Annotated in this window: 27 protein-coding genes; 13 read left to right on the top strand and 14 right to left on the bottom strand. The window is 65.4% G+C overall.

Annotated elements, in window-relative coordinates; all coding sequences use genetic code 11:
- Positions 1-14: 14 nt before the first annotated feature.
- The 5 genes from BFL43_RS10575 to BFL43_RS10555 all read right to left on the bottom strand — a co-directional run bounded on the left by BFL43_RS10575 (position 15) and on the right by BFL43_RS10555 (position 4,448).
- A complete protein-coding gene (locus BFL43_RS10575; RefSeq protein ID WP_084892504.1) occupies positions 15-929 on the bottom strand; it encodes a DUF5926 family protein in 915 nt (304 codons plus the stop codon).
- A 42-nt stretch (positions 930-971) separates the two neighbouring features.
- Entirely contained in the window at positions 972-1,757 is a 786-nt protein-coding gene (locus BFL43_RS10570) for a glycerophosphodiester phosphodiesterase (protein ID WP_084892541.1), read from the bottom strand.
- On the bottom strand, positions 1,754-2,827 hold the full coding sequence (locus BFL43_RS10565) for a DUF4328 domain-containing protein (RefSeq protein WP_143695247.1): 1,074 nt from the start codon (positions 2,825-2,827) through the stop codon (positions 1,754-1,756). The genes BFL43_RS10570 and BFL43_RS10565 overlap by 4 nt, the downstream gene beginning before the upstream one ends.
- A complete protein-coding gene (locus BFL43_RS10560; RefSeq protein WP_084892502.1) occupies positions 2,824-3,189 on the bottom strand; it encodes a rhodanese-like domain-containing protein in 366 nt (121 codons plus the stop codon). Before BFL43_RS10560 ends, BFL43_RS10565 begins: the two co-directional genes overlap by 4 nt.
- Positions 3,190-3,575: 386 nt before the next feature.
- Entirely contained in the window at positions 3,576-4,448 is an 873-nt protein-coding gene (locus tag BFL43_RS10555) for a S49 family peptidase (protein WP_084892540.1), read from the bottom strand.
- Here BFL43_RS10555 and BFL43_RS28560 point away from each other — a divergent pair.
- Both BFL43_RS28560 and BFL43_RS10550 read left to right on the top strand, forming a co-directional pair.
- Entirely contained in the window at positions 4,447-4,626 is a 180-nt protein-coding gene (locus tag BFL43_RS28560; protein ID WP_143695246.1) for a hypothetical protein, read from the top strand. The genes BFL43_RS10555 and BFL43_RS28560 overlap by 2 nt on opposite strands.
- A 5-nt stretch (positions 4,627-4,631) precedes the next feature.
- Positions 4,632-5,378 carry a VOC family protein gene (locus BFL43_RS10550; RefSeq protein ID WP_084892539.1) on the top strand — a complete coding sequence of 249 codons (747 nt, stop codon included), beginning with the start codon at positions 4,632-4,634 and terminating at the stop codon, positions 5,376-5,378.
- Between the two features lie 18 nt (positions 5,379-5,396).
- On the opposite strand, the gene BFL43_RS10545 is transcribed toward BFL43_RS10550, so the two are convergent.
- The 5 genes from BFL43_RS10545 to BFL43_RS10525 all read right to left on the bottom strand — a co-directional run bounded on the left by BFL43_RS10545 (position 5,397) and on the right by BFL43_RS10525 (position 13,036).
- The gene (locus BFL43_RS10545) at positions 5,397-6,149 is read right to left on the bottom strand and encodes an SDR family oxidoreductase (protein ID WP_084892501.1); all 753 of its coding nucleotides are present in this window, start codon (positions 6,147-6,149) and stop codon (positions 5,397-5,399) included.
- Positions 6,150-6,237: 88 nt separating this feature from the next.
- Entirely contained in the window at positions 6,238-7,320 is a 1,083-nt protein-coding gene (locus tag BFL43_RS10540) for a winged helix DNA-binding domain-containing protein (RefSeq protein WP_084892500.1), read from the bottom strand.
- A 3-nt stretch (positions 7,321-7,323) separates the two neighbouring features.
- Positions 7,324-10,731 (bottom strand): SbcC/MukB-like Walker B domain-containing protein, encoded by a 3,408-nt coding sequence (locus tag BFL43_RS10535; protein ID WP_084892499.1) that lies wholly within the window; start codon positions 10,729-10,731, stop codon positions 7,324-7,326.
- Positions 10,728-11,513 carry a DUF4194 domain-containing protein gene (locus BFL43_RS10530; RefSeq protein WP_084892498.1) on the bottom strand — a complete coding sequence of 262 codons (786 nt, stop codon included), beginning with the start codon at positions 11,511-11,513 and terminating at the stop codon, positions 10,728-10,730. Before BFL43_RS10530 ends, BFL43_RS10535 begins: the two co-directional genes overlap by 4 nt.
- A complete protein-coding gene (locus BFL43_RS10525) occupies positions 11,510-13,036 on the bottom strand; it encodes a DUF3375 domain-containing protein (protein ID WP_084892538.1) in 1,527 nt (508 codons plus the stop codon). The genes BFL43_RS10530 and BFL43_RS10525 overlap by 4 nt, the downstream gene beginning before the upstream one ends.
- A 217-nt stretch (positions 13,037-13,253) precedes the next feature.
- On the opposite strand from BFL43_RS10525, the gene BFL43_RS28915 reads away from it, so the two are divergent.
- From BFL43_RS28915 to BFL43_RS10490, 8 genes are all read left to right on the top strand, one after another.
- Positions 13,254-13,418, top strand: a complete 165-nt coding sequence (locus tag BFL43_RS28915) for a hypothetical protein (RefSeq protein WP_168176601.1) — start codon at positions 13,254-13,256, stop codon at positions 13,416-13,418.
- Positions 13,419-13,613: 195 nt separating this feature from the next.
- Positions 13,614-14,243 (top strand): superoxide dismutase, encoded by a 630-nt coding sequence (locus tag BFL43_RS10520; RefSeq protein ID WP_084892497.1) that lies wholly within the window; start codon positions 13,614-13,616, stop codon positions 14,241-14,243.
- Positions 14,244-14,514: 271 nt separating this feature from the next.
- Positions 14,515-15,072: a peptidase gene (locus BFL43_RS10515; protein ID WP_084892496.1), complete on the top strand. Its 558-nt coding sequence runs from the start codon at positions 14,515-14,517 to the stop codon at positions 15,070-15,072.
- 182 nt (positions 15,073-15,254) lie between these two features.
- A complete protein-coding gene (locus BFL43_RS10510) occupies positions 15,255-16,007 on the top strand; it encodes a TMEM165/GDT1 family protein (RefSeq protein ID WP_084892537.1) in 753 nt (250 codons plus the stop codon).
- A 57-nt stretch (positions 16,008-16,064) separates the two neighbouring features.
- Entirely contained in the window at positions 16,065-16,826 is a 762-nt protein-coding gene (locus tag BFL43_RS10505) for an SDR family oxidoreductase (RefSeq protein ID WP_084892495.1), read from the top strand.
- An 80-nt stretch (positions 16,827-16,906) separates the two neighbouring features.
- On the top strand, positions 16,907-17,257 hold the full coding sequence (locus tag BFL43_RS10500) for a DoxX family protein (protein ID WP_084892494.1): 351 nt from the start codon (positions 16,907-16,909) through the stop codon (positions 17,255-17,257).
- Between the two features lie 163 nt (positions 17,258-17,420).
- On the top strand, positions 17,421-18,365 hold the full coding sequence (locus BFL43_RS10495) for a diiron oxygenase (protein ID WP_084892493.1): 945 nt from the start codon (positions 17,421-17,423) through the stop codon (positions 18,363-18,365).
- Entirely contained in the window at positions 18,365-19,945 is a 1,581-nt protein-coding gene (locus BFL43_RS10490; protein WP_084892492.1) for an FAD-dependent oxidoreductase, read from the top strand. The genes BFL43_RS10495 and BFL43_RS10490 overlap by 1 nt, the downstream gene beginning before the upstream one ends.
- 7 nt (positions 19,946-19,952) lie before the next feature.
- On the opposite strand, the gene BFL43_RS10485 is transcribed toward BFL43_RS10490, so the two are convergent.
- From BFL43_RS10485 to BFL43_RS10475, 3 genes are read right to left on the bottom strand one after another with little or no spacing between them, the layout of a single operon-like run.
- The gene (locus BFL43_RS10485) at positions 19,953-21,083 is read right to left on the bottom strand and encodes an MAB_1171c family putative transporter (protein ID WP_084892491.1); all 1,131 of its coding nucleotides are present in this window, start codon (positions 21,081-21,083) and stop codon (positions 19,953-19,955) included.
- Positions 21,084-21,090: 7 nt separating this feature from the next.
- Positions 21,091-21,603: a hypothetical protein gene (locus BFL43_RS10480; RefSeq protein WP_206186650.1), complete on the bottom strand. Its 513-nt coding sequence runs from the start codon at positions 21,601-21,603 to the stop codon at positions 21,091-21,093.
- A gap of 26 nt (positions 21,604-21,629) precedes the next feature.
- Positions 21,630-22,160: a helix-turn-helix transcriptional regulator gene (locus BFL43_RS10475; protein ID WP_143695245.1), complete on the bottom strand. Its 531-nt coding sequence runs from the start codon at positions 22,158-22,160 to the stop codon at positions 21,630-21,632.
- Between the two features lie 270 nt (positions 22,161-22,430).
- Between BFL43_RS10475 and BFL43_RS28910 the strand changes: the two genes are divergently transcribed.
- Positions 22,431-23,249, top strand: a complete 819-nt coding sequence (locus BFL43_RS28910; protein WP_168176600.1) for a hypothetical protein — start codon at positions 22,431-22,433, stop codon at positions 23,247-23,249.
- A 9-nt stretch (positions 23,250-23,258) separates the two neighbouring features.
- On the opposite strand, the gene BFL43_RS10460 is transcribed toward BFL43_RS28910, so the two are convergent.
- A complete protein-coding gene (locus BFL43_RS10460; RefSeq protein ID WP_084892536.1) occupies positions 23,259-24,929 on the bottom strand; it encodes a TM0106 family RecB-like putative nuclease in 1,671 nt (556 codons plus the stop codon).
- A 138-nt stretch (positions 24,930-25,067) separates the two neighbouring features.
- Between BFL43_RS10460 and BFL43_RS10455 the strand changes: the two genes are divergently transcribed.
- Both BFL43_RS10455 and BFL43_RS10450 read left to right on the top strand, forming a co-directional pair.
- Complete coding sequence (locus BFL43_RS10455; protein WP_084892486.1) at positions 25,068-25,760, top strand: DUF6474 family protein; 693 nt, start codon at positions 25,068-25,070, stop codon at positions 25,758-25,760.
- 32 nt (positions 25,761-25,792) lie between these two features.
- Positions 25,793-26,242 (top strand): DUF2946 domain-containing protein, encoded by a 450-nt coding sequence (locus BFL43_RS10450; RefSeq protein ID WP_143695243.1) that lies wholly within the window; start codon positions 25,793-25,795, stop codon positions 26,240-26,242.
- The last annotated feature ends 2 nt before the right edge of the window (positions 26,243-26,244 follow it).

Below are 26,244 nucleotides of genomic sequence, written 5' to 3'. Positions count from 1 at the left end.
TACAGCGCTTGTTGCTAGCGCAGGGTGACCTGACGGCCACGGATGCCGTCGCGAGACCTGCGCTCGGCACTTGTCAGTTCGGCGTCCGAGGCCAGCGCCTCGTTGAGAGCGGCGTTGAACTTTTCCGCGCCCTCTGTCCACTCCTGATGGTGCATTTCGCGGTCCAGGTCGAACACCGGCACCAGCAGACCGTGGGTGCGGAACGATCCTGCGAATCGCGAGCCCTCACCCAGGGTCAGACCGCCTGCGGCATGGACCCGCGCGAGTGCTGCCATCACGTCATCTTCGTCTTCGGGACGGACCCAGCGCAGATGTGCACGTTCGCCGGCGTCGACCCACCAGGGTGCGCCGACGAAGTCGCCGACAAGTCGCGCCGTCGGGAGGATGGCGGCGTTGGCCTGCTCGATCATCTGAACGATCTGCGGGGCCGGATCGGACTGGCCTTCAATCCACCAGTTGAAGTCCTTCTGCACGGTGACATCCAGCGACGCCTTCGGGTCGAGGATGTCGGAGAGCGCCTTGGCCTCGGACGCGTCGACCTCGGTGAGCGTCTCGCCCGCCTCGGCCCCTGCGGCCCACTCGATCGCGACGGACAACGCATCACCCGGGTCCGCGGGCTCGGGTTCGGTCTGCAATGCCACCAAGGCCACCGGCTTGCCGTCCTCTTCACGAACCAGCGCGGGGCCGGCGCCGGGCAGGACGGTGACCAATCGAACGGTGTTCGCGGACGAACCGACGAGGGTCAGATCTGCCGTTGCAGAGGCGACGAACGACCGCAGCGCGACCAGATCGCATTCCGCGGCGACACCGGCGAACGGGCGCTCGACGGGCGCGATCTCTTGTGCTTGACGCTCTTTACGTGCGGCGACCCGCTCAGCGCGGTTACTTCCGGGGCGCGGACCACTGCCGCGTTTGCTCTTTTTAGCCACGCTACGACGTTACGCAGCGTTCGGAAGTCTCGGACTCCCGGGTCAGGCAGCGAGCCAGCCCAGGACCCGGTCGGGATAGTTGGTGGCGATCCAACCGACGCCCAGATCTGCGCAGTAGGTCGCGTCACGACGTTCATCGACGGTCCAGCAGTATGTTGCCCGTCCGGCGGCAGCGGCTCGATCGACGGCATCCGGATGCTCGCGCAGGGTGGTGATCGACGGCCCGATCGCGGTGGCGCCGACCGCCGTCGCAGCGCTGCCCCCCAGGAATCGTGCGGTGTCACCGAGCAGCACCGTCGGGAGCATCGGGGCGTTGCGGCGAATGCGCCAGACCCCGGCGGTCGAGAACGAGATGACCACTGCCCGGCTGTGATCAGCCGATGCCGGGGCCGCGACCCCGAACCGCTGCAACTCGGCCAGCAGGAGTTGTTCGACCAGCCCGCCGAAACGAACCGGATGCTTGGTCTCGATGAACAACCGGACCGGACGTCTCCAGTCGAGCGTCAGCTCGAGCAGCTCCCGCAGCGTGAGCACCTGTGCGTCCAGACCGGAGGTGTGCCATCCACCGAAGTTGAACTCGCGTAGCTGGGCGAGGGTCAACTCGCTCACGGCACCTGATCCGTCGGACGTCCGGTCGATGGTGCGGTCGTGGATGCAGACCAGTTCGTGGTCGGCAGTCAGTCGCACGTCGCACTCCAGGCCGTCGGCGCCCTGCTCGAGCGCCAGCTCGTAGGCCGCGAGAGTGTGTTCGGGTTTGTGCCCGGACGCACCGCGGTGCGCAACCACTGCCGGCATGTCCTGTCGCAGTACCCGGTGGGTATCGCTCATACCGCGGCCAGCCATCGCGTCGGGGCGGCCGCCGGGGCTTCGCGGGCGAACAGCCGGGTGATCGTCCACCAGAGCCCGCCGGCGAACGCGGCACTCACGAGATTCGAGATGATCACCAGCACGACGGCATTGGCCTGCCAGACCAATGATTCCGAAAAGATCCGCACCAGGACCCCGACGACCACCAGCGCGTTGACGGCCAACCATCCGGACCACAACCACCACAGTCGCTTACGCGTGTGGTCGGGCAGGAGATCGTCGCGGCGGTCGAGCAGTTCACGGAAGAACGCGACCGGCCAGAAGAGATTCAGGACAGGTACCCACAGGCCGATCATCAACTGCCTGCGCGACCTCGGGTCGAGTTGTCCGTGATCGGAGTACGCCTTCTTGCGTTCGTCGATCAGCCAGCCGGCAACACCGCCGAGGCAGGCCACCATGAGGACGACCGCGGCCAGACCGGTGATCCAGACCGCGGTCTCGGCCGCGACCTGCATCGGCCTGCTGATCGGGTCTTCCAGGTTCACCACGAGCAATGCGTAGATCCACGCCTCGGCCGCCGCGGCCAGCACCAGTACTCCCGCGGCTGAGAGCAAGAGGTTCGGCAGCCAGTCCCGGAGCCGTTCGATCGGACTGCGTTGCGGCTCCGCGGGCTCGACCGGCGGGAGGTCGCGCAGTCCCCAGCCCGGGGTGTGTTCGTATCGCGGCGTAGGGCTCGTCTCGGCATCGGCGACGGCGCGGGGCTTCGGTCGTGCAGACGGGGGCCGCAGCGCCACCCAGCGCACCCGCGCTCGGCCTCCATGCGCCCGGCCGCCTGCAGGCCGCGCGGGCGCAGGCCGCGTCGGTGAGGTGCGCGCCGGAACGTACAAGTTGTTCGCCTGGGCCCGCGGCATCGGCGGGGCCGGCATCCTGACCGGCTGCGCCACCCTGCCGTAGGCGTCGAGCGGGGTCAGCGGCCCACCACACCGGGGGCACTGCGGCCTGCCGATGTCGTGGGGTCCCGCGATCCGGCACCGCGGGCAGTAATCCCTGGCGGGCGGCCCGCTGGGCGTGCCGCCCCGGGGTCCACTCACAGGGAGGCTCCAGAATCCGGGGCAACGCCCCGGGACCCTCCCGGACCGGTCTGCATCGGCCGGCCTGCACCTGCCCACGCGGCCATGCCTCCACTGACGTTGGTTCCCTCATAACCGCGCTGGATAAGATAACCCAGCACTCGCTCCGATCGACCGCCCGCGTGACAGATGACGAACAGCTCGGCATCGGGGTCGATCTCATCTATGCGTGCGGGAACGTCGCCCAGCGGGATGTGCAGGGCTCCGGCCACGTGGCCGGACTCCCATTCGTCGTGCTCGCGGACATCGAGCAGGAGGCGGCTTGTCTCTTCGGTGAAATCGTCCGGCAATTCGGAAACGGGCACCGACGGAATCTCCGACATATTCACCTGACCATGGTGGCACGCAGCTGGGGAATGCGCCGTCACCCCGCACTTTTCAACAGGTTATCCACAGGCCTTTGTTCTGCTCAATTTTCTTACACCATAAGAGCAGTAATTAACCATCTGACATTCTTTTAGATCAGAGTGAACTCAAATTGTGACCCGATTCACTAATGCTGCCGGATAGTTGCCGAGTTCTCCACAGTTTCCACAGCCTCATCCACAGGTTGAGTGTTGGTCAGCACGCGCCGAACCAGCACATTAGGAGCAGCCTGTGGATAACTTCGGAACTCGGCCCGGCGACTACTCACAGGTGGCCGGCGGGTGGACGTCGGACATCGACACACGCCACAGATCCGACTCGCCGCGCCCGACGCGCCGAACCACTACAGGCCGTATCGCGTCCAGTGGGCGCGTCGTTCCATGGCGGCCACGACACCGGTGACGATCCCGTCGACAGCGTCCGAGGCGAACGACGACAGGGCTGCGTCCGGAGACGCGACGCTACCGGTCAGTCGCGCAAACAGAGGCTTGGGGGACGCGATCACTTCCAGCTCGGCATCGGGATAACGTTCGGCCAGCACGGACCGCAGCACGCCGACACCGTCAACCAGACCGACGTCGAGGGCGCCGCGCCCGATCCAGACGTCGCCGCTGAAGAGTTCCGCGTCGGTACCGACAAGCTTTGCACCGCGCCGCTGGCGCACCCAGGTGATGAAGGCGGCGTGCAGATCTTGCTGGAGCCCACGCAGCCACTCCACGTCCTCGGGCTTCTCCTCCAAGAACGGGTCGAGCCGGGCCTTGTTGGCTCCCGCGGTGTACACACGCCGTTCGACACCTGCCTTGCCCATCAGCTCTTGGACCCCGAAGCCGGACGACACCACACCGATGGAACCGACCATCGAGGTGTGTGCCGCATAGATCTCGTCGGCTGCGCACGCGATCCAGTAGCCCCCGGAGGCAGCAACGTCTTCGCAGAATGCGAGGACCCGAACACCCTTCTCCGACGACAGCTGCCGTATCCGCTCGGCGATGTATTCCGACTGGGCCGGCGATCCGCCCGGTGAGTTGATCACCAGAACAACCGCTTTGAGCCGCTCCGTGTCGAACGCCTTCTTCAGGTTGGATTCCAGATTGTCGGCAGTGAGTCCACCACGACCCGTGCCGCCGACGCCGATCGTGCCATCGAGACGCACCACCGCGACCTTGTCAGCGTGTGCCTTGGCCAACTTCTCTGCGATCTTCTTGAATGGACCCATGTCTGCCAGCCTATGCGGGACGTCGGTCAGGACCGCTGCTGCCGAGGCCGCCGTACCGACCGCGCGAAATGCCGCTACTGCAAGACTGAGCGTCATGGTCATCGTTCCGCCGCCCGGCCGCACTCACCCCGTATCGCCCGTCAGCGCCAGTGACGACGCGCAGACCGAGGCCCGGTGACGCCCGTGGCGATCAAATGGCTCACCGCGTTCCTCGACCTGCCTGCCGACAGCTTCGGGCCCGAGGTCACGTTCTGGCGTGCCATCGCCGGCAGCACCGTCTCGCCGGCCCGTGGGGTGGACCGGGAGTTCGCGTCGCTGGAACCCTTCAACGGTGATCCACACCTGAGAGTGCAACGCGTCAAAGAAGGACCCGGCGGCGTTCACCTCGACATCCACGTCGACGATCTACGCGAGTCCACCGCCCACGCGAAAGCGCTCGGCGCGAAAGTGGTCTCGGAGAGCAAGAGCCTCGTGGTCTTGCGCTCGCCTGCCGGCTTCCCGTTCTGCCTGGTGCCCTGGCAGGGCGAGCACGAACGTTCGCGGCCCATTCGCTGGCCCGGAGACACCATCAGCATCATCGACCAGTTGTGCATCGATGTGCCCGCGGCGGCGTTCGACGCCGAATGCGCGTTCTGGGCGACCCTGACGAACTGGGCATGGCGCCAGGGGGTGATGCCGGAGTTCCGAAACCTGCAGCGACCCAAGGACATGCCGCTACGCATCTTGTTGCAACGGGTGGGATCACCCGAGGTCGGGGGTCATCTCGACCTGGCGAGCACACATCCCGAGGAGGAGGTTGCCCGGCACGAGGGCTGGGGTGCGAGGGTGCTCGAGCACCAACGCTTCTGGACGGTGATGGCGGATCCGATCGGTCGCCGATACTGCATCACCCACCGAAATCCGCGCTCCGGCAACTTGCCCGACGACTGAGTGTGCGCGGGGGCCGACCTACATCGAGGGGTGGGTGTTGACGATGCCGCCGTCGACGACGAACTGGGCGCCTGTCGAGAAAGTCGAATCGTCCGAGGCCAGGTAGACCGCCATCGATGCCACCTCCGAGGCATCACCCATACGTCCCACCGGGGCCATATTGCTGAAAACCTCGAACAATTCGGGCCGCTTCTCGACGTGCCCCTGCAAGATCGCCGTGTAAATGGCGCCCGGGTGCAGGGTGTTGACCCGGATGCCCAACCGTTCCTGGGCGCAATACGCGGCGCTCGACCGGGTGATGCCGACGACAGCGTGCTTCGACGCCGTGTACGCGACGTCGAAGGCCAGGCCGAGGAACGACGTGGTCGACGCGACGTTGATGATCGATCCGCCGCCACTCTTGCTCATGCTGGTGATGGCGGCCTGGGTTCCGAGGGCGACGCCGGTCACGTTGATGGCCAAGACCCGGTTGAACGTCTCCAGGTCGGCATCGACGATGGACTGATTGCCGACGATCCCGGCATTGTTCACCAGGACGTCGAGGCGGCCGTGCTGCTCTTCGATCGAGCGCACCACCTCGGTCCAGGTCTCGGGGTCTGCGACATCCTGCCGCAGGAACGTCGACCCGGTCTCTCCGGCCAGCTCGGTACCGTCCGCGACATCGGTGAAGACCACTCGAGCGCCTTCGTCGACGAACCTGCGAACAGTGGCTTCACCGATTCCGGAGGCCCCGCCGGTGACCAGGGCGACCTTGTCCTGCAAACGCGTCATGATGAAACCTCCGGGCTCGACGGCACGTACTCGGCAACGATGACTTACTTGTCACCATAGACAGTAACTGCCGCACGCGGCGGTCGCCTCAGGTGTTGCAGAAATCGACCAGCTGCTCCCGCTCGTCCTCTACTGCCCGACGATCGGCGGCGGAGATCTTCGAGAAGACATCCACCTCGATCGTGGTGGCCTTGCCGTTCTTGCGCGGGTGCCACATGCCTGCGACGCGACCATCGATCAGCACGAAACCAGGCGAGCGGCCGTTCGGGGTGGCGAGCTTCTTGAGGATGTCGTCGTCGACGACCCGCCCACGATCGGGGCCCTGGGCCAGCACGATGTTGTCGAAGGGGGCCACCAACCTCACCGGCGCCGCGGCGTCCTCGTCGGCCAGCGCGAGTCCGTCGATGTCGAACAGCTCTTCGCCATCCGGACCTTCGAGCTTCCCCAGTTCCCAGTCGGCTTCCATGGCCTCCACGATCGGCCGCAGCCTGGTCATGCCGGCCCAGGTCTGGATGCCTTTGATGCTGGCCGGCCCAAACCCGCGCAGGTACAGCCTGATCAGATCCTTGATCGCGTCCTCGCCCGTGACCGACGATTCGCCGGGGCCGCACCACTCGTCGTAGAGGCTGTAAGTGGTGGTCGCCGAACCCGTCCAGGTCCCCCTCGGTGGCACCTGCACCAGGGGCTCCAGGCATCGGACCACGGTGACCAGGGAAGAACTGTCGGCATCGGGCCAGCGAGCCGCCAACGAGTCCTTCAGCGACTTGACGGGAAGCTGTGTGCCCGAGAGCAATTGCCGACCGTATTCGGCGACGTCGGCAAGATCGGCACCGGCAAGCCTTTTCGCGTGGTTGGACCGTAGTTCACCGTCCAGACTCGCCTGGGCGAGCGGACGGACCCAGCGGGCGTCCTCGGCATCCATCAGGAAGACGGTGCTCCTCAGCAACGCCATTCGGATCACTTCGCGGTCCGTCATCAGATCGTCGAGATCCAGCGGATCGAAATCGGAGATACGGGACCACAATCCGTAGAACGCGGCGCGAGGATCCTGGGATTGCAGTCCGACGCAGCGATCGAGCACCTCCAGGATGTCCTCGTCGACGCGCTCGAGTAGATGCTGGCGCTGCAGCAGCGTCCGATTCCACTGTCTGAGCGTGATCTGGCGGGCCACGATCTACTTTCTTCCGCCGGTTGCCCGGGCCGCTGCGAGCTCACCGAAGGTCGCTGCGCGAGCATCCGAGCGAGCGCCGCCTTCCCCGGTCTGCTTGTCCACCAGGATGACCTGACCGATGAACGGTTCGACGATGCCGACCATGCGGATCGGGGCCGCGATGATCAGTTGGAAACCGAACTGCTCGAACGCCCGCAGCGATTGCGAGCTGAAGGTCTCGTCCGATTTGCTGAACGCCTCGTCCAGCATCAACGGAGCGAAGCCCGGTCGGTGGTCTTCTCCGTGCGAGAGAGAAAAGCTCAGTGCCGCAGCAAGACAGAAGGCGACGAGCTTCTCCTGCTCGCCACCGGAGTTGGACGCGGTGTTGCGGTAGGTGTGTACCGGAGGGTCGTCAGCGGGGGCCCCGGAGCTGAGTTCCTTACCGTAGAAGGTGTAGCTGTTGCGAACATCCAGCACGTTGTCGCACCAGCGGCGGTTCTCCGCATCGGTTCCTGTGAGCCGCGCGACGAGACCGCGGATGCGATAGAACTGCCGCGCCAGTACGGCACCGTCGCCGGACTTGGCCGCCGGAGCATCCCGGATCATCGAGTCGACGATCTTGGCGAACTCCCGTGACTCCTCCGTCGGGTTGTGCAGTTGGGCGATCTGCAGGTAGGTGTCCTCGTTGAAGTCGACCCGCTGCAAGCCGATGTTGACCTCGGCGATACCGCGGGTGATCCGCTTGTTGGTGTCCGCGATCTCCTTGTACAGGTTGGACACCGAATGACTGATGTCGGTGGTGATCAGCTGCCGGAAGCGCTGCTGCGTCGAGGCCAGTCCGTGCTCGACCAGACTCTGGTGGATGGACACCAGGTCGGCTGCGTATTCGACACTCGCACTGAGGTTCGCCGACGCCTCGGGCCACTCCCGCAGGAACGCCTCACCCGCACGCACGATCCGGTTCTCCGCGCCGTCACGCTCGGCATTGGCCTTTCCGACCACAGCTTCCAGGGCGTTTCGCAGGTCCGAGCGCACCTCGCCGTAATTGTCGAGGGTCAGCGTCTTGCCGCCTGCCGCGAGAGTCTCCGCGAGCACACCCGCGAGATACTCCCGGTCCGCGTCATCGAGTTTCGTGCTCTCGGCCTTCACCTGTTCGGCTTCGGCAAACCACCGGTCCCAATCCGAACCGACATGGCCCAGTTGGTCACCGAGCGCACCGACCCGGGCCACGGCCTCTCTCCAGTCAGCGCGGGCGATCTCGACCTGCTCTTCGAGTTCTGCGAGATCGACCCGATTCTCGCGGACACGGTCGATCCGGGCGTTGAGTTCATCGGCGTCGCGACGAGAGGACCACCAGTTGAGCTCGGCCCACGAGGCGTACGCCGCGAGCGCGTCGGCGTTCTTCGCGCGTTCGCGATTGGCCTCCAACAGATCTCGCTTGTCCTGGGCCGCCTGCCGGGCCTCGGCGAACAGCGCTTCCCGGTGATCGCGCAGTTCCTCGAGCGCGGTCCGCTTGCCGTCGGTGTTCGATCCGAGAATCCACTGCGTGCGATCGGAGACCGAGCGTCGATCGTCCTTGCGGAATCGGTCTCGCCCCGACTTCACCAGGCCCTGCGGTGTGACGGCGAGTGGATGCTGGTCGAGCTGCGCCGGGAGATCGACACAGATGTGTTCCGCGCTCCGCGCCACCACACCCGCGAGCCAGCCGCCTGCCGGATGGCGTTCGTCGACCAGCAGCTTCTCCGCCAGTGAACCCGGAACCGGATCAGCGCCGCCGGATGAATGGTTCTGATAAACACGGTATTCGAGGACCCCACCGAGATTCGTGCGGTTCACGAAGTCACCGATCGTCGTCCGGTGCGCCTCGGGTACGAGCATTGTCATGCCCAACCCCCGCAGCACCCGCTCGGCGGCACCGGCCCACCGATCCTTCTCGGCCGGATCGACGTCGATCAGCTCCGCGGCGAACGGCAGGTCTTCGGCGGGCACACCCGTGGCCTGGGCTATCCCGTCCCGCTGGCCCAAGACCTCGCGGGGCAACAGGGATCGTCGGGTGTTGAGGCTGGCGAGTTCCTCGACCGCGGCTTCGAACTCGCGGCGGGCATCGGTCTCCGCAGCGAAGAAGCTGTGCGCCGTGGTGGCCAGCTTGTCTGCGGATTCTCGTGCCGCACGAGCGATTTCGGGGGCCCGCAACCGCAACGCCGCGAACTCGTCCTGCGTCTCCGGGGTCTGTTCCCCGAGGCCACCGACCAGGGTCGCATACCGCTCGTACGCCCGGTTCCGCGCAGTGACCTGCTGCTCGAACGATTTCAGCTCGGATTCGAGGGTGGTCAGCTCGCCCTTCTCCGAGGTCAGTTGATCACGCAGCGACGTGTGGCGCTCCTCGCGCTCGTCGGCAAGGTTCTCCCAATTGGCCACCTCGTTGTCGAGACGCTCACGGTCGGTGTCGATCTGGTCCAGGCGCGCTTGCAGCAGCGTCATCCGGTGCTCGCGCATGAACGCACGCATCGGAGGACCCAGCAGAGTCCCCGCGCGGGTCGTCGATTCTTCTGCGCTGCAATAGGTGTCCCAAGCGTCAGGGATGGGACGCAGTACCTGCTCCTGCGCGTTGGCGCGGGCGGCAGCCTGGTAGGCCTCGTCCAGCTGGGTGAAGTTCTCCACCAGCCGTTCCGCTTTCGCGTACGTCTCCGGCCGGTCGAGCATGTAGGTACGGATGAACAGGTTGAGGTCGCCGACGTTCTTCATCGCCTTCGCCTTGCCCATCAAAGACAGCGCGGCCGACGACTGGCCGATACCGACCCGGCGCCGCAAGGCCTCCTGATACGCACTCTGCACGTCGAAGCACTCCACCGCCGGATTCGCCGCGCGGTACCTGCGGATGTCGAAACCGCTCTGCGCCCAGACGTTCAGCGACAGCAGGTCGAAATGTCCGGTGTGCAACTGATACCAGGAACGCAGCGAACTGCCGTCTGTACCCGAACCCGGGAACCACTTGATGGCCACCGCCGTGGTGGACGAGCCGGCACCGTTGTCGTAGGTCGCGGCGATCGCCGACCACGTGGCTCCGTCGGCCCGCAGGTACTGCACCTGCGACTGGTTGTAGCGGTCATCGTTCTCGGCCCATGCCCCACGGACATAATCGGCCATGGAACGAGCGGCCTTCTTCGCGCCCTTCGCGGACAGATCGGCGGAGGCGTTGAACACCTGGTCGTAGGTGGGCAGCAAGACCACCGAGTGACCGTCCATCATCGACGACTTACCCGACCCCGACGGTCCGGTGAGCATCACGCCGCGCTCGTCGATCGGATAATCCTTGTAACCGTCGAACGTGCCCCAGTTCACCAATTGAATACGGGTAAGGCGGAATTGACCGATGTTCATGGTGCGCTTACCCGCCACCGCCGGCTCGTTCTTCTCGAGGATCTCGGTCATGGCGTGCGCTCCCGGTCGTCGAGCTCGGTCAGGTCGGTCCCGTCTTCGGCATGCTCCCCGGCGAGTCGCCGATAGGCCTCGGTGTACGCAGCGACCTGCTCCGGCCCGAGCAACGACGCGATCACCCCGTGCACCACGTAACGATCGGTGCCCGGAAGTGCGCGGATGATCTTGCGCGACTCCAGTTGGTTGATGGCGGCATCGATACGCTTGATGAACCCGGCCTCGTCGGTGTCCGACACCGGCTTGTAGGTGAGCATGTGGTCCATGATCTCGCCGCGTTCTGCGACCACCGACTCATCTGCACTCGTCAGATACTTCTGCCGGAGGAACAGTGCCAGCACCGAGGCGGCCAGGGTGAGAGTCTGTGCGCGCAGGATATTGCGTTGCCTCGGATCGTTTTCCGAGACCTGCCGGGTGAAGGCGTACTTGTGTTCCCGATTGATCTCGAGCTGCAGGTTCAGCTCGGAGAGCCGGGATCTGATGACCTCTTCGTGCACCTCGATGGTCTTCCAGTTGCGCGAGCGCACCGAGACGTGCGCGGCGGCAACCAGCTCCTGCAGCGCGTAACAGACCGGCGCGGGTAGCGCGGAGGTGTCGCCATCGAACCGCGCGTCGACCTGCGGGTCGCTGATCGTCCCGACCGGCTCCGAGCCGTCGAAGGCGAAGTGCGACAGATCGACCGATGGTTCGGTCAATGCACCCGGATCGTCCACGAACAGGTCTTCGCCTTCCTGCTCCCGGATGTCCTGCTCGCCCGTCGGCTCTTCCGGAGTACTCACCTGACCACCTTCTGTCCCGCTTCGTCTGGCTCGTCCAGCAAGTGCATCACCTCATGTGGCTGCGCGGTAATGGGGTCGGGCAGCGAGTGCGTGAAAAGCACTGCAGGCATGGTGATCTCACGTAGACCGCGGGCCGTGTGAGCCAGGACGGTGATCTCGGCGCGGGTGTCGTCGGTCGCACCGTGCCGCTGCGCCAGCGACCAGATCCCGATCACATCGCCGGTCCGCGCGGTCGGCAGCAATGCCAGGACCTCGTCGATACCGGCGGGTCCCGATGCGATGGCATCGTTCACCGCATCGGTCAGGGCGTGCCAGTCGATCGACTCCACACCGACCAGGTCGGCCGGGTCGATCCTGATCTCACCCGCGGTGTCGGCCACCGCACCGGGTGAATCGATGATCCCGTCGTGAAAGACCAGCGCTCCAACAGAATTGGAGCTTGCAGCGCTCATCGGAACGGCGATGCCCATGTCCTTGCCCGGACCCGCATGGACAAACGCGGCGGCGGCGGCGCGCTGGGCGTCGGAGATCTGGCTACGCAGCGCCCGGTAGTGCAGGAAGTCGCCGTCCTTGACGAACGTGTTGATCCGGCGGTAGACCTGCCCCCGCACCTCGTCGACCGACTGCACTTCGTCCCACATCCGGTCGATGAATCCGGTGAGGGTGTCGAGCAGGTCGTGGGGCAGGTTGGGTAGCCCGGACGCGATCGCCGCGATACTCGCCTCGAGATCCTCGCGAAGCCGGTGGTCGGCGATCAGGGTGTAGAACGTGTCGAACGCCTTGCCCTCGTCCGAGTCGGCGAGCGCATCGTGGCCGTCGAACATCCGGTTGAGCACGTCCGCGTGAGACCCTTGCTCGGCGTCGAGGCCGCTGGTGAGCAGGGCACGAGAGTTCTCCCGCATCTTCTCCCCGTAGCCGATGATGTCTGCCGGCATCCGTTCGGCGAGCGAACTCACCATCCTGATGTCGTCGAGAACCCGGCGGGTGTCCACCGCCGGAATCGCGCCGGCGGCGAGTTCTGCTCTGCGGGCAGTCAATTCGCTGAGCTTCTGATCGATGTCACGGATGTGCTCACCTGGATCGGGATTGATCGACACCGCGATGTTCGACAATCGCGACATCACCAGCTCGAGCACCGTTTCGGTCGCGACCGTGCGGTTCTGGCGCACTGCCTGTACCTGGGCGATGGCCTGGGTGGCCCCGCGCGTGAGCTGGTACCGCTCGATCTGGGTGTCGGTCACGAGGGTGCGGGCCAGATACCCCGCGCGCACCCAGCGGTCGAGCAGGTCGTCCGCGGTGGGCAGCTCCCAGCCGCGCTGCAGCCAATGGTCGGCCAGATCTGCGAGGTCTTTTTCCACGCCCGCACTCAAATGGTCGCCGTCGACCTGACCATCGGCCAGCCGGGCAGCCATGATCGCGAGGTAAGGAACCGCGTTTCGCGAGCGCAGGAGGCGAAGGGTGACGTCGCTGTCGGCGTTGTCACCGTAGGCGGCGTACAGCTGCGCCGCAGTCGGGCGTGCCAATCGATCCACCTCCGCTCGATCTTCCTGGCTCTTGGACGCACAGCATTCGCATCGCGTGCCCCGCGGAAGATGATAGTTGGGTGGGCGCCCACGCCCCATCGCGCGATCACGGCTTGAGTCCTGGCCGCAGACATGCTTAGCTTGCGACACATACGCGCTTGTGACGGTAATCACTCACGAGTGGCGCACCGGGTGGGAACGGACGGCAGGAGAACGGGTGGCAGCCTCTACCAGTTCCGGAAACAACGCTCCACTGTTCGAGCGTCGTCCCCGAACGTGGCCGGGTGCAGAACCCATCAATGTCGGGGCTCGTTGCCTCACCACCGGTATCAGCGTCGTGGCCCTGCTACTGGTGCTCGCCATTCTGATCTTCGTCTCCTAGCACGCGCAGAGCAGGGTCGTTTTCCACGGCCGATCGGCATCGCCAAACCTCAACCAGGCTTGAGGTGCATCTGGCGCACGCTATTGCACATCCCCATATCCTGCGTAAGGGTAGGAAGTGCACTCAAACGGGTAGAGCCCATTTAGAGGACGACAAACTGGGGATTTTCCGTCCCCGCATAGTGAGAGGAACATCGTGTCTGAATACACCTTGCCGGATCTGGACTACGACTACGCAGCTCTCGAGCCGCACATCTCCGGCAGGATCATGGAGCTGCACCACAGCAAGCACCACGCCACCTACGTCAAGGGCGTGAACACTGCAGTTGAGAAGCTGGCGGCTGCTCGTGAAGACGGCACCATCGCCGACAAGGTCTTCCAGCTGTCGGCCAACCTGGCCTTCCACCTCGGCGGGCACACCAACCACTCGATCTTCTGGAAGAACCTGTCGCCCAACGGTGGCGACAAGCCAGAAGGTGACCTCGCCGCAGCCATCGACGATCAGTTCGGCGGGTTCGACAAGTTCCAGGCGCACTTCACCGCCGCAGCCACCACATTGCAGGGCAGCGGCTGGGCGATCCTGGGCTACGACACCATCGAAGGCAAGCTCCTGATCGAGCAACTGACCGATCAGCACGGAAATACTTCCGTTGGTTTTATCCCCATCGTCATGCTCGACATGTGGGAGCACGCCTTCTACCTCGACTACCAGAACGTCAAGCCTGACTACGTCAAGGCTTGGTGGAACGTGGTCAACTGGGCCGACGCCGCCGAGCGTTTCGCCAAGGCTCAGGCACAGGGCTCCGGCCTCATCGTGCCTGCCTGAGCGCACCCCGCTCCGCGCTATTTCACACGGCGGTCGCCCTTCGGGGCGGCCGTTGTGCTTTTGGCTCGCTTTCGCCCGCCGGGCGGTGTCAGTTCGCTTGGCTCACGGCATGCGAACGGGCCGGATGAGAACTCCGTGTTAAACCGCCGTTTTAGCAGTCGAGTCGGCTTGTGTGCCAACCATTCACCGGGCATGCTGCGATAGCAGGCAAAAATTTGAGATCAAGGGCGATCACATAAACGAATAGCACTTCCGGCAACAGGAGGTCACCATGAGCGAGGACGCCACCGGTCACGAGAAGTCGCGGTCCGGATCCATTCCGATCGGGCTCACTCCCTTCCACCGAGACGGCGAACTACGCGGGATCCTGATCTCGGGTCGCTGGCCGGACACCACGCTCGAATGGACACAGACCCTTGTCGCATCGGTGCGGATCGCCTGCCGCCCCGGCTTCCTGCGCACGACGACGGTGTTCAGCGTGATCGAGGACCGCCCTGAGGTGTGCGACCCCGACACCGTCGGTCTGATGCTCGCGGTCGGCAGTGTCATCGACAACGACTTCGTGGACGCCGGCCCGTTCTATACGCCGCCACCTGCACTGTTGATGCTGCATCCACCGTCAGAGACGCGTCCGTCGCTCCCCGAGTGCTCCGATGTCGCCTCCGGCTGCGTGCTGCTGCCCGGCCTCCCCGAGCTCGGGCTCGAGCATCGTGCTGGGTGGGCCGAGGCCGAGGCCGACGGCACCGTGGTGATGATGCGCAATCAGGTGGGTGTCGATCTCGGCAACGACCCCGACACCGCCGTCCTTGCAATGCTCCTCGCTGCGTAGATCCCGACCGGCAGACCACCTTTCCCGCAGGTCAGGGCAACGCGGCCCACCGGCCTCGAAATACCGGGTAAGGGAAACCTAAGTTTCGGGTCCCCAAACTTTAAAGAAAGGGCCTCCCACCTGCGTAAATACGGGTGCGCAAGCTGTTGCGGCAACGGAACACGCAGGCTTACGTTGGTCGTGTGATTACCGCATTCCTGGTCAGCTTCGGCGTGATCTTCGTTGCCGAACTCGGCGACAAGTCTCAGCTGATGGCGATGACGTTCGCCCTCCGCTACCGGTGGTGGGTCGTTGTCCTCGGCATCACCATCGCCACGACTGCGGTGCATGCGGTTTCCGTCGGCCTCGGCCATTTCCTCGGCCTGTCGATCCCCGGCGACCTGATGTCCATCGTCGGCGGGCTGGCGATGTTGGTCTTCGGATTCTGGACGCTGCGCGGCGATTCCCTCGATGACGACGAATCGGTGAAGGCCGAACGGGTCAGCAAATCGATCCTGCTCGCGGTGGTCGGGTCGTTCTTCCTCGCCGAACTCGGCGACAAGACAATGCTCGCCACCATCACCCTGGCCACGGACCACAACTGGGCAGGCGTGTGGATCGGGTCGACCATCGGCATGGTGGCTGCAGATGGTCTCGCCATCGCCGTGGGCGCCCTGCTGGGTCGTCGTCTCCCGGAGAAGGCCATCGCCTACGGAGCAGCTGTGCTGTTCTTCGTCTTCGCCGTCTGGCTGACGGCCGAGGGGCTCGTGACCGCGAACAACTTCGTCGTCACCATATTCACCATCACCGCGATCGCGATCATTGTCAGCGGGGGTACCTGGTACGTCCGCAGTCACCGCGAGCACGCCCGCCTGGAAGCCGAACGCGCGGAGCGCGGGCGCATCGCCGACGAACAGGCCCCAGCCGAGCGATCGCTCACCACAGCCGCTGACTAGGGTGTTCACAGCGGGGTCGACAACCCGCGGACACTTGTAGAAGGGACGGCAACACCAGTGGAGATCTCAGGTTCAGCAGTATTGGTCACAGGCGGCGCATCAGGTCTGGGAGCGGCCACCGCCAAGTGGTTCGCAGACGCGGGCGCGGTCGTCTTCGGGCTGGATCTGCAGCCGTCGATCGACAAGGCCGGCGCGACCGAAGGCGTCACGCTGATCGCCGCAGACGTGACCAGCGAAGCCGACGTCGAGGCAGCACTGGACACCATTGCAGAGTCCGGCGCCCCGCTGCGGGTCGCGGTCAACTGCGCCGGAGTGGGCTGGGCCAGCCGTATCCTGACCAAGAAGGGCCCGCACGAACTCGACCTGTTCAAGAAGATCATCGAGATCAACCTGGTCGGCACGTTCAACGTCATGCGCTTGGCCGCCAACCGCATGCAGAAGCAGGACGCGGTCGACGAGAACAACCAGCGCGGCATCATCATCAACACCGCCTCGGTGGCCGCGTTCGAAGGGCAGATCGGTCAGATCGCCTACACCGCCTCCAAGGGCGGCGTGCACGCCATGACGATCACCGCGGCCCGCGACCTCGCGCAGGTCGGCGTCCGCGTCAACACCATCGCGCCGGGCACCATCAACACCCCGATGCTCGACGGCATCACCCCTGAGTTCAAGAAGACCCTCGAGGCGGGGATCCCGTTCCCTCAGCGCCTGGGCGAGCCGGCCGACTACGCGAAGCTGGCCGCGTTCCTGGTCGATCACGACTACATCAACGGTGAGACGGTCCGTATGGACGGTGCGCTGCGCATGGCGCCGCGTTAAAATCTCTCCACCCTGACGACAAGGCCGGACTCACTCGAGTCCGGCTTTGTCGTACGCCTACAGAATGCGATCACAACACCATGTTCATCGCGACACTCATTGTTTCGATCTTTCTTGCTGTGGCGCTGACGGTCTCTGCCGTCGGCAAACTGACCAAGATGCCCGCTGTCATCGAATCGATGAGCACCGTGGGAGTTCCGGCGCAGCGGATTCCGGTGCTCGCCTATCTCGAGATCGCCGGCGCGATCGGCCTGGTGATCGGCCTGTTCTGGTGGCCGATCGGCGTCGCGGCAGCAATCGGCGTGATCCTGTACTTCGTCGGGGCGGTCATCGCGCACCTGCGCGTCAAGGACGTGGCGGGTGTGGGTCCGGCCGCGTTCCTGACCGTGGTTGCACTTGCGGCGCTGATCCTTCGATTCCTCAGCGTGTGATCGCACCGCACTGACCAGTTCCTTCGGAACTCAGAGGAAAGCCGGGCTCACCTCGAGCCCGGCTTTCTCGTCTCCGGTCACCCCTTGACCACCTCGGCTCATCGTGACAACATCTATTGTTATATCAATGAGCATTGTCGGACTCGGGTGAAAGGGACTCCCCATGGTGACCACAGCTGCGAACACATCGTCCATACGCGATCACGGAGACAACGTCGTCAGCCTGCGCGATCAGGGTGCCGACGAGGTGTCCAAGCGTCTGTTGGCGTCGTCGGCGCGGTTGTCGCGCAACGCCATGACCGAGATCGACTGGGACCAGCCGATGGACCCCGCCAAGTACGGGTGCAGCCCGGAATGGTCGTCGCTGTACGGCACGGACTACTGGGACGAGATGACCGAGGAGCAGCGAGTTGCGCTGACCCGGCACGAGTTCGCGTCCATCATGAACATCGGCATCTGGTTCGAGATGATCCTGCAAGAGATGGTGATTCGCGATCAGTACCTCGGTGATTACCACAGCCCCGAGTTCCAATTCGCGCTGACCGAGGTCGCCGACGAGTGCCGCCACTCCATCATGTTCGCGAAGGCGTCGCAGAAGATGGTCGGAAAGTCTTACCACCCTTCGAAGTTCGTCGGCCGGCTCGGCAAGGTGTTCATGCGTACCGCGCGTGCCGAGGTCGCCTACAGCGGCATCCTGGTCGCCGAAGAGATCCTGGATGTCTTCCAGCGCGGCTGCATGCGCGACGAACAGGTACTCCCCTTCATCCGCACCGTCAACGAGATCCATGTCCTCGAAGAATCACGGCACATGAAGTTCGCCCGGGAAGAGGTCCGGGATTCGATGAAGAGTGTCGGATGGGCGCGCCGCCAGTGGAGCGCCTTCGTCATCTCCGTGGGCGCGGCGTTCATCTTCACGAGCATGATCCGGCCACAGGCCTACTCCGATGCCGGACTGGACGCCCAGCGCGCAGTCGCCGCTCGCCGAGAGAACGAGCACTTCAAGTCGATGGTCCGGAGCAGCTGCGCACACCTGATGAGCTTCCTCGACGAGGTCGGGCTTCTCACCAAGCCCGCCGCGCGGGTCTACCGGAAAGTCAACATGCTCTGATGTTCGTCATCACCCAAACCTGCTGCAGCGACGCAGCATGCGTCTCGGTCTGCCCGGTCAACTGCATCCACCCGACACCGGAGGAGCGCGGGTTCGGCAGCTCCGACATCCTGCACATCGACCCCGAGGCCTGCATCGACTGCGGCGCATGCGCCGACGCCTGTCCCGTGGACGCCATCTATCCCGCGGACAAGCTCGGCACCCGGGACAAGGTCTTCATCGAGATCAACGCCTCGTACTACCGCGACAACTCCGACGTCACATCCGGCTGGACCCCGATCACCTACCCGGTCATCCCGAAAGTCCCTGCCGGACTTCGCGTTGCGCTGGTGGGCACCGGTCCCTCGGGTGGATATGCCCTGCGCACCCTGCTCGACCGCAGCTCCGCGCAGGTGACCGTGATCGACAAGCTTCCCACCCCAGGCGGCCTGGTGCGGGCCGGCGTCGCCCCCGATCACCCCGGCACCAAGAAGGTGCTCCAGGGTTTCGATCTGCTCTACCGGGACCCCCGGGTCACGATGGCGACCAACGTCGAGATCGGCGACGACGTGGCCGCCGGCCAGATCACGCCTGCCGAACTCGGCGAACACTTCGACGGTGTCATCTACGCTGTCGGCGCGAGTGACTCACGCCGCCTGGGGATTCCGGGTGAAGATCTCCCCGGCTCGACGTCGGCGACCGACCTCGTGGCCTGGTACAACTCTGCACCCGACTTGAGCGAGATCCCGATATCCGCCACCGACCGGTCCGGTCGGGTGGTGGTCATCGGCACCGGGAACGTCGCACTCGACGTCGCGCGCATCCTGGTGTCGCCACCGGAGATACTGGCGACCACGGACATCGCGGACCGCGCCTTGGCCGTCCTGCGGGAACAGAATGTCCGCGAGGTGATCGTGGTGGGCCGCAAAGATCAGGCCGGTGCCGCGTACTCCTCGGCGGAATACCGTGCGCTGTCGTCGATCCCCGGCGTCGAGGTGATCGTCCACGACGATCCGCGCACCGCTGTTGACCTCGGGGCCCCGGCGGACCCGACCCGGCGCCGCATCGTCTTCCTCTTCCACACCACGCCTGAGGCCATCGTCGGAGACGACCATGTCGAGGGACTCCGGGTCATCACGGGTGAGCGCCGGCACGAGATCGCCGCCGACCTCGTCGTCCGGTCCATCGGCTACCGCTCGACCGCGATCGCCGGCCTTCCGTTCGATGAGGGCCGCGGGGTGTTCCCCAACGTGGACGGCCGGATCGTCGGCGCTGACGGCACAGTTGTGCCCGGTGCGTACGTGGCCGGCTGGGCCCGGCGTGGACCACGCGGCGGTATCGGCGCAAACAAGGTGTGCGCCGAGAACACGGTCGAGCTGTTCCTGAAAGATGCTGCCGCCGGGTCGATCTCACGATCACACCGCTCGCCGTCGGACTTCGAGACCCTGCTGCGCAAGCGTAAGCGCACCGTCATCGGCTATCGGGGCGTACGAGCCATCGACCGCGCCGAGCGGCGCGCCGGGGCAGAAGTCGAGCGTCCACGGGTCAAGTTCACCACGGTCGGCGAGATGGTCCGCGCGGCCGGACGCCGCGCCAGGTAGTTCGCGGTCAGCCGGTCCGGTTGCGTCCCCGGGTGATCGGCTGGTCGGCCAACGAACGCGAAATACGTAGTAGGGGTGCGGCTTCGGCGTCCAGATCATCACCTGTACCGACGAGCACCTGCCGGACAGCACCGGACGAGCCGCCGGCCTCGCGATATACCTCAACGGCGTCACGCAGGTAGAAGACCTGATCCCGCTCGGTCAGATGGCCGAAGTCGTCCGGCAGCAACGGACTGAGTTGCAACAGCGCATCCCGGATCTCGACGACCCGACGCTGGTAGAGCAAATTGATCGATCCGTCGACATCGGTACCCGCGCGAAGTGGTAACACCACCTCCGGCAGTGCCGACGTGGTCAGAGACCACAGTGGCTCGAGGTCCGCGTGGTCCCGGCGGTGGCGGAGGTTGTATCGCACCTTGATCCAGCGGGCCCGCAGCATCGGGTAGCAGATCCCGGCCAGGAAGAGAACCGCCCCGACCGACGAGATCACCGCTGAGATCTTCAGCAGGACAGGGACGGTGGCCAGACTCAGCCCCGACAGCACCACGAACGCGGTCTGTACCAGCGACCCCAGCCCGACAAGTAAGAGACCGGTCAGCAGGACCATCAGGCAATGTCGGAGATAGCCGTCCGCCAATCCGACATATCGCCGGATGGAGAGCACGCACGCGCCGAGGCCGTAGACGAGGTAACACCCGGCGATCACGAAGAAGAGCGCAAATCCGAAGTGCTGCACCGTCCATTCGGAGACGTTCTCGGTGCGTACCGGGGTCGGGGTGACCAGCATCGCCACGTTCAGCCCGACCATCGCGATGACGAGCGGCACCGCTTCCATCCCGGCTCGCCGCTGACGTTGCTCCTCGGCAGACCCGAAAAAGAACACGACGACCAGCGCCGCGACCCCGAATGCGAGCAGACAGTAGAAGATCACCCGGGCCGCCCCGGTGAACAAGGTCGAATCCAGCCATTCCCGCACGTGCGGGTTGATACTCACGAACGCAAGGGTCATCGCGGAGATGGCGACGGTCATGGCCGCCGGCTGGAGTCCCGCGCCCTCTCGTCGTATCTGGTCTATGCGCCAACACAGTGCGATCGCGAACAGCGCGAGCGCAACTGCATTGACGGTTGCTATCACCATCGGTGGCCTATAACCATCCGGAATGTCCTCCAAGAATGCTCTGAATCCCCCGCAGCCCGTCGTGTTTGGCCGATTGACCGACGCCCTGCGCTGCTGTGGCCGCCCATTCGCGAATGATCGTCGCCAACATCTCGGCCTCCCACTCCCGCTCATCCGAGTAACACGTCCGGCTCAATGCCTCAGAGGTACCGGCCTCGTCCGGCGCGTCGGCGGTCAGCAACGCCCCCGGAGTGCCCAGGATCTGGTGCCCCGCGATGAGGTGCCCGAACTCGTGGATGATGATCTGATCGCGATGCAGTTTTGTGGTGTTCGCCTGGTAGAAAAAATAATCGGCGTCGCCGGCCATCAACCAGACGCCGTTGGGGGTACCTGCCGGCAGCGGGTGCGCCAGGATCTTGATCGCCCGGCCACGCCTGTCCCCATATCGGGCACACAACTGTTCGGCGTCAAGAGGCAGATCGAGGTCCAGGTCGGCGAGTTCGCGACGACACAGTGCCCGCAGGATTCGTTCGGATCGCATCAAACCATCCTTCGGTTCCTGACGTGCTAGTCGGCTGCTTCTCGCCTTTCCACCACTCGCAGACCGGAATGGCCGTGGCCGAGCTCGGGCTCTGACGACTTGAGAAGATCTGGGGGATCCGCGGGAAGGCCCTGCTGGACCCGCAGGACCTTGATGAGTTCGTTCACGACGGTGACCGAGTCGCTGGACAGTCCGGCCAACCGGAAGGCGGCCAGCTGAACGCTGGTGTCGGCCTGCAGTCGCATCAGATCGATCTGGTCGCGGGTGCGCTGCGCCGCCCGGTCCTCGAGAAAGTAGTGCACGTCGACGCCGAACGCCGCGGAGATGCCTTCGACAGTCCGGAACGACGGCGACTTCGCCTTACCTGACCGGAGCTGGCTCAAATACGACTCACCGAGGCGGAATCCCAGCTCGGTTGACCGATTCGCGATCGCTTTGGCGCTGTATGCACGCCCATTCGGGCCGGGAACGGTGCGGAACAGCTCTTCGAGACGCCGTGCGAACAGGCCCGGATCGAAGGTGGTGTCGGGATCCACCGGGTTCACAATGTCAGACATTCCACGCTCCACGCGCATCTCAGGTGTGCCTCCCAATGAGGGCCGATCGCCGCGCAGCGACCAGCTAGAAGTAAGAAATTCACTACTCCGCACGTCGTGTTTGCCATATGGTAGCTTATCGAAATATTGCTGCCACGGCGGTGCAAGCTGCCCGCGATGGCATGCGAATGACTCTCGGACTCCGAGTCGACGCTGACCGGGCCCACCTGAATAAACCGTGAACAGCACGAAATTTCAAGAGTCACGCGCCGTTCATCCCATGGAGGTTCGATGTCGAAGCACCGTGCGCCGCGGGGGCATGTCCTGCGGTGGTCGGCAGCCCTGGCGGCAGCAGCCCTGGTCGCCGGAGGCGCCGCACTCGTCTTGACCACCTCGTCTCCCGCCGAGGCGCGCTGTCATCCCGGTAATCACCACCATCACTGCAACGGTCCGAGTGAGACCCCGACAGAAACGACGACCACCGAGTCGACGACCACCACCAGCACGTCAACCACCACCAGCACGTCAACCACCGGCGGAACGACCACCACGACTTCGACAACGTCGGCCAACGTCCCACCGATCATCGGAGGTGGCTCGGACGGCACCCGCCAGACGCGCACCACGTCGACCCCGACAGCCAAGTCCACCGGAACACGTTTACCCGGCACCGTGTCGACCAAGAAGCCTTCCAACGGGAAGCCGCAGCCACAGTCCCCCATGCAATCCGCTCCCGAGCAGGCCCCCGGCCTCGCGGGGGGAGGTGGAGGGGGGACGGGTACCGGCGGAAGCGGCGGCGCCATCATCCCGGTGCCGACTGTCGAGGTCCCCGAGATCACCGCGTCGCCCGCACTGCCGCCGGCGCCCCAGGCTCCACAGAACCCCGCCGCGACGCCTGCGAGTCCGCCTCAGCCGCCGGTCGCCACAGACGCGGGAGCCCTGGTCCCCGTCTCGGCCAGTTGTCTACTCGGAACGGACTCGGCGGGCGGGTGTTCCGGCGCGGACACGGCACGCGACCTGGCCCCGGCCGGGTTGCTCGCCCTCGGCGCACTGGCACTGCTCGGCAGCGGCTCGTTCCTCGAATCCCTGCGCGGATCCCTCCGCGGCTGACAGTGCAGATCAGGTCGCCGTGGGACCGGGCAGATCGGTGCCCAACGGGACCTGTTCGGCGGCGCCTTCGCTCATCCACTCACGCAAGGCCTTCGTGGCCTGGACGTCGTCTTCGTTGTACTCGAGCAATCGAGCTCGCTGGGTGTGATCGATCTGATCACCGTCCAGTCCCACCGCGCGTCGGTACCACTGCATCGACGCCTCACCCCCGGCTTCGTCGTCGCGCCAGTGGAAACCTGCGTGGGGTGCGACCTTCTTGAGACCTTTTCCCTGCGGGCTGAGGAAGTTGCAGCTGACGGCCTCGTAGATGTCCACCCACTGAGGTGAATTGATGAACGTGAGCACCTCGTCGCGGGTCGGGACCCCGGGCTCACCGGCGAACCGGTCCGCCGAGCCGAGCAACCACCGGTTCTCGGCCTGTTGTGAATAGCAGTAGGCCGCAAAAGTCTTTCCTGCCGCCACACTGCGGTCCCGTTCGCCGATCAGCCACGTCCAGAACTCGGCGAACGAGCGGGCCTCGTCGCGGGTCGGCAACGGCGTCCAGGTGACGAACGGGCGATAGATCACGGGTCGCAACGGGTCGGTGTTGTCGGTGAGCAGGGTGCCCCACAGATAGGCCCCGTCGTCCTGGTAGCTCTCCATGTCGACATCGATCTCGACGTCGGCGCGCACGACTGCAACCTCGGGCATCCGACGGATCAACGACACGTCGGCCAGGCGGGCGCGCGCCATGAGGATCGCGTCGTCGAGTGCGCCAGGCCAGCCTTCTGGCGCCGGTCCTTCGTATCCGGCCAGCTGGTCGATGGTCCGTACACCGACTGTAGCGAGCAACTGGGTCAGATTTCCGTTGACGACGAGGCTGACGTCTCTGGCCGCCTCGAGCTCGGGGCCACACTTCGACCACCAGGCGCAGCTGCGGCACTCGCCGATCCGCGACGGCGCCGTGGGCACGTCACCGGCCGCGATCCCCTGCCGTCTGATCAGCAGGGCGTCATAACGGATCAGGGCATCCGTGAGGTCAAGGACCACCATGCAGTCGATGTCGAGGCCGATGACGCCTCCTGCCGGCCCGGCGGGCAGCAGCCCGACTCCCGCGACACCGAGCGTCTGCAGCATCCGATAGAGCTGCGCCAGCCGCGTGGTGTCCCGGGAGTTCCCGCGCACCTTGCGGGTCTCGTCGATCATCGGCTGCCACGCCCACACCGGACTGGTGATGGCACCCGAACCGGGGTCAGACGCCTTGTGGTTGACGACGATCACCGGCATGTACGCCGCACCCTCGTGCGCCTCGGCACCCCGGGTGTCGTCCACCCGGATCAGCAACTCCGCCCAGCCGCGGCGACCACCCTCGACGTCGTCGGGCAGGGTGGCGCCCCAGATCCAGCGCGCGCCGGCAGCGATGGCCGCCATCGTCTGCTGCACCCGGTAGGCGCGCCCACCGGCGGACGCGTCGGCCCACCCCGCGAGTTCGTCGGAATGCAGCGCGTGGAGCATGTCCCGGACCCGGCTCCGGTGGTCGGCCGCCGCTTCTTTGCGCATGGCCACCCCGGCGTCGTCGGGGACGGCCACCGCGGCGGGAAAACTCGAGTCCAGCGCAAGACGATGCTCGCAACCGCTCAGGTCACGAGGCGTCAGCAGAGTGTGTGTCGGGCCAGATGGCACCGATGATCGTGTTGCCATCGACACCATCCTCCGTCTTGAGCGCTCGGGCCTACAACTCCGATGAGCACGCTATGTAATGCTTGTACCGCAACTGCACGACAATTCGCACACCGCCGCAGGCGGGGCTGGTCGAAACAAGCGAGAGGGTCGCACCGCATGGGTCTGTTCAGTTCCGGTCGCACAAGCCGAGCCCAGCGCAAAGCGCAGGCGAAAGCTCTCAAGGCCAAGGCCAAACTGGAGGCCCGGCTCGAGGACAAGTCCGGCCGCAAGGACGCCAAAGCCGAGCGCAAGCAGCAGCGCAAACTCGCGAAGAAGTCGTTCAAGGCTCAGGCCCAGCTGGACAAGAACGCTGCAAAGGTCCTGTCGAAGACCAACGAGAACAACCTCAAGATCGCGCAGGCCAACGCCAAGGCCGTTGCCGACGGCAAGTTGCTCTCCACCGCCCGAGTCAAGCGATACCTGCAGGTCGCGAAGGTGTTGTCCCCGGTTCTCGTCCCCATCGCCTACCGCGCGAGCACGGCGGCCCGCGAACAGATCAGCCGCGTCCAGGCCGACCGCGCCGGTGTTCCGGTCGCAGAACTGGGCCGGTACAGCGGCCACGGCGCGGCCCTGTCCGCACGGATCTCGGGCGCGACCGAGTCGCTGCACACCCTCACCGCCAAGCATTCGGACGCCGAGACCAAGACGTTCACCACGATCATGGGGCAGCGGCTGTCGGATCTGTCGACCGCGGTCGCGGCAGCCGAGCACATGCCCGCCGCGCGCCGGCGCAGCGCGCACGCCGCGATCAGTCGTGAACTGGCCGCCATCGACGCCGATCTCCTGGCCCGGCTGGGAGTCCGTCCCTGAAACCTCTGGCCGTCACTTTCACCGCACCGGCGTTGGCGGTTGCCGCCCACGGTGTGGCGTCCGGCCATCTGCCCGGTTCGGCCGGGCTCGTATTGCTCGTGGTGATAGGCGTCGCCGCGGGTGCCCTGGCACACCGGCTCAGTTCGATGGTGGCCTTCGTCGCGTTGCTCACCGGCGCCCAGTTGGCGGGTCATACCGTCCTGTCCCTGACCGCGGATCCGATGGCCCACGCGCATTCGTCGACGACGTCGGCCATGGCTACGACCCACCTCGTCGCCATCCCGGTCTGCGCATTGTTGATCGCCGGGTCGGGCAGGCTCTACTCCGTGATCACCTCGGTCATTCGGACCCTGCGGTTCCTGGTCGCCGGCCCGATCACCGACCTCACCCGATTCGTGGTGACGACAGCTCCGCAGCGGCGACCCCTCGTCGGTGTCCTCGCACCCGGCGGTGTCGGACTCCGGGGTCCGCCGGCGGCCTGATC

Origin of the sequence: Williamsia sp. 1135 (assembly GCF_002095395.1) — a bacterium.
Classification (GTDB): Bacteria; Actinomycetota; Actinomycetes; order Mycobacteriales; family Mycobacteriaceae; genus Williamsia.
This window is presented reverse-complemented; position numbering and strand designations above follow the sequence as displayed.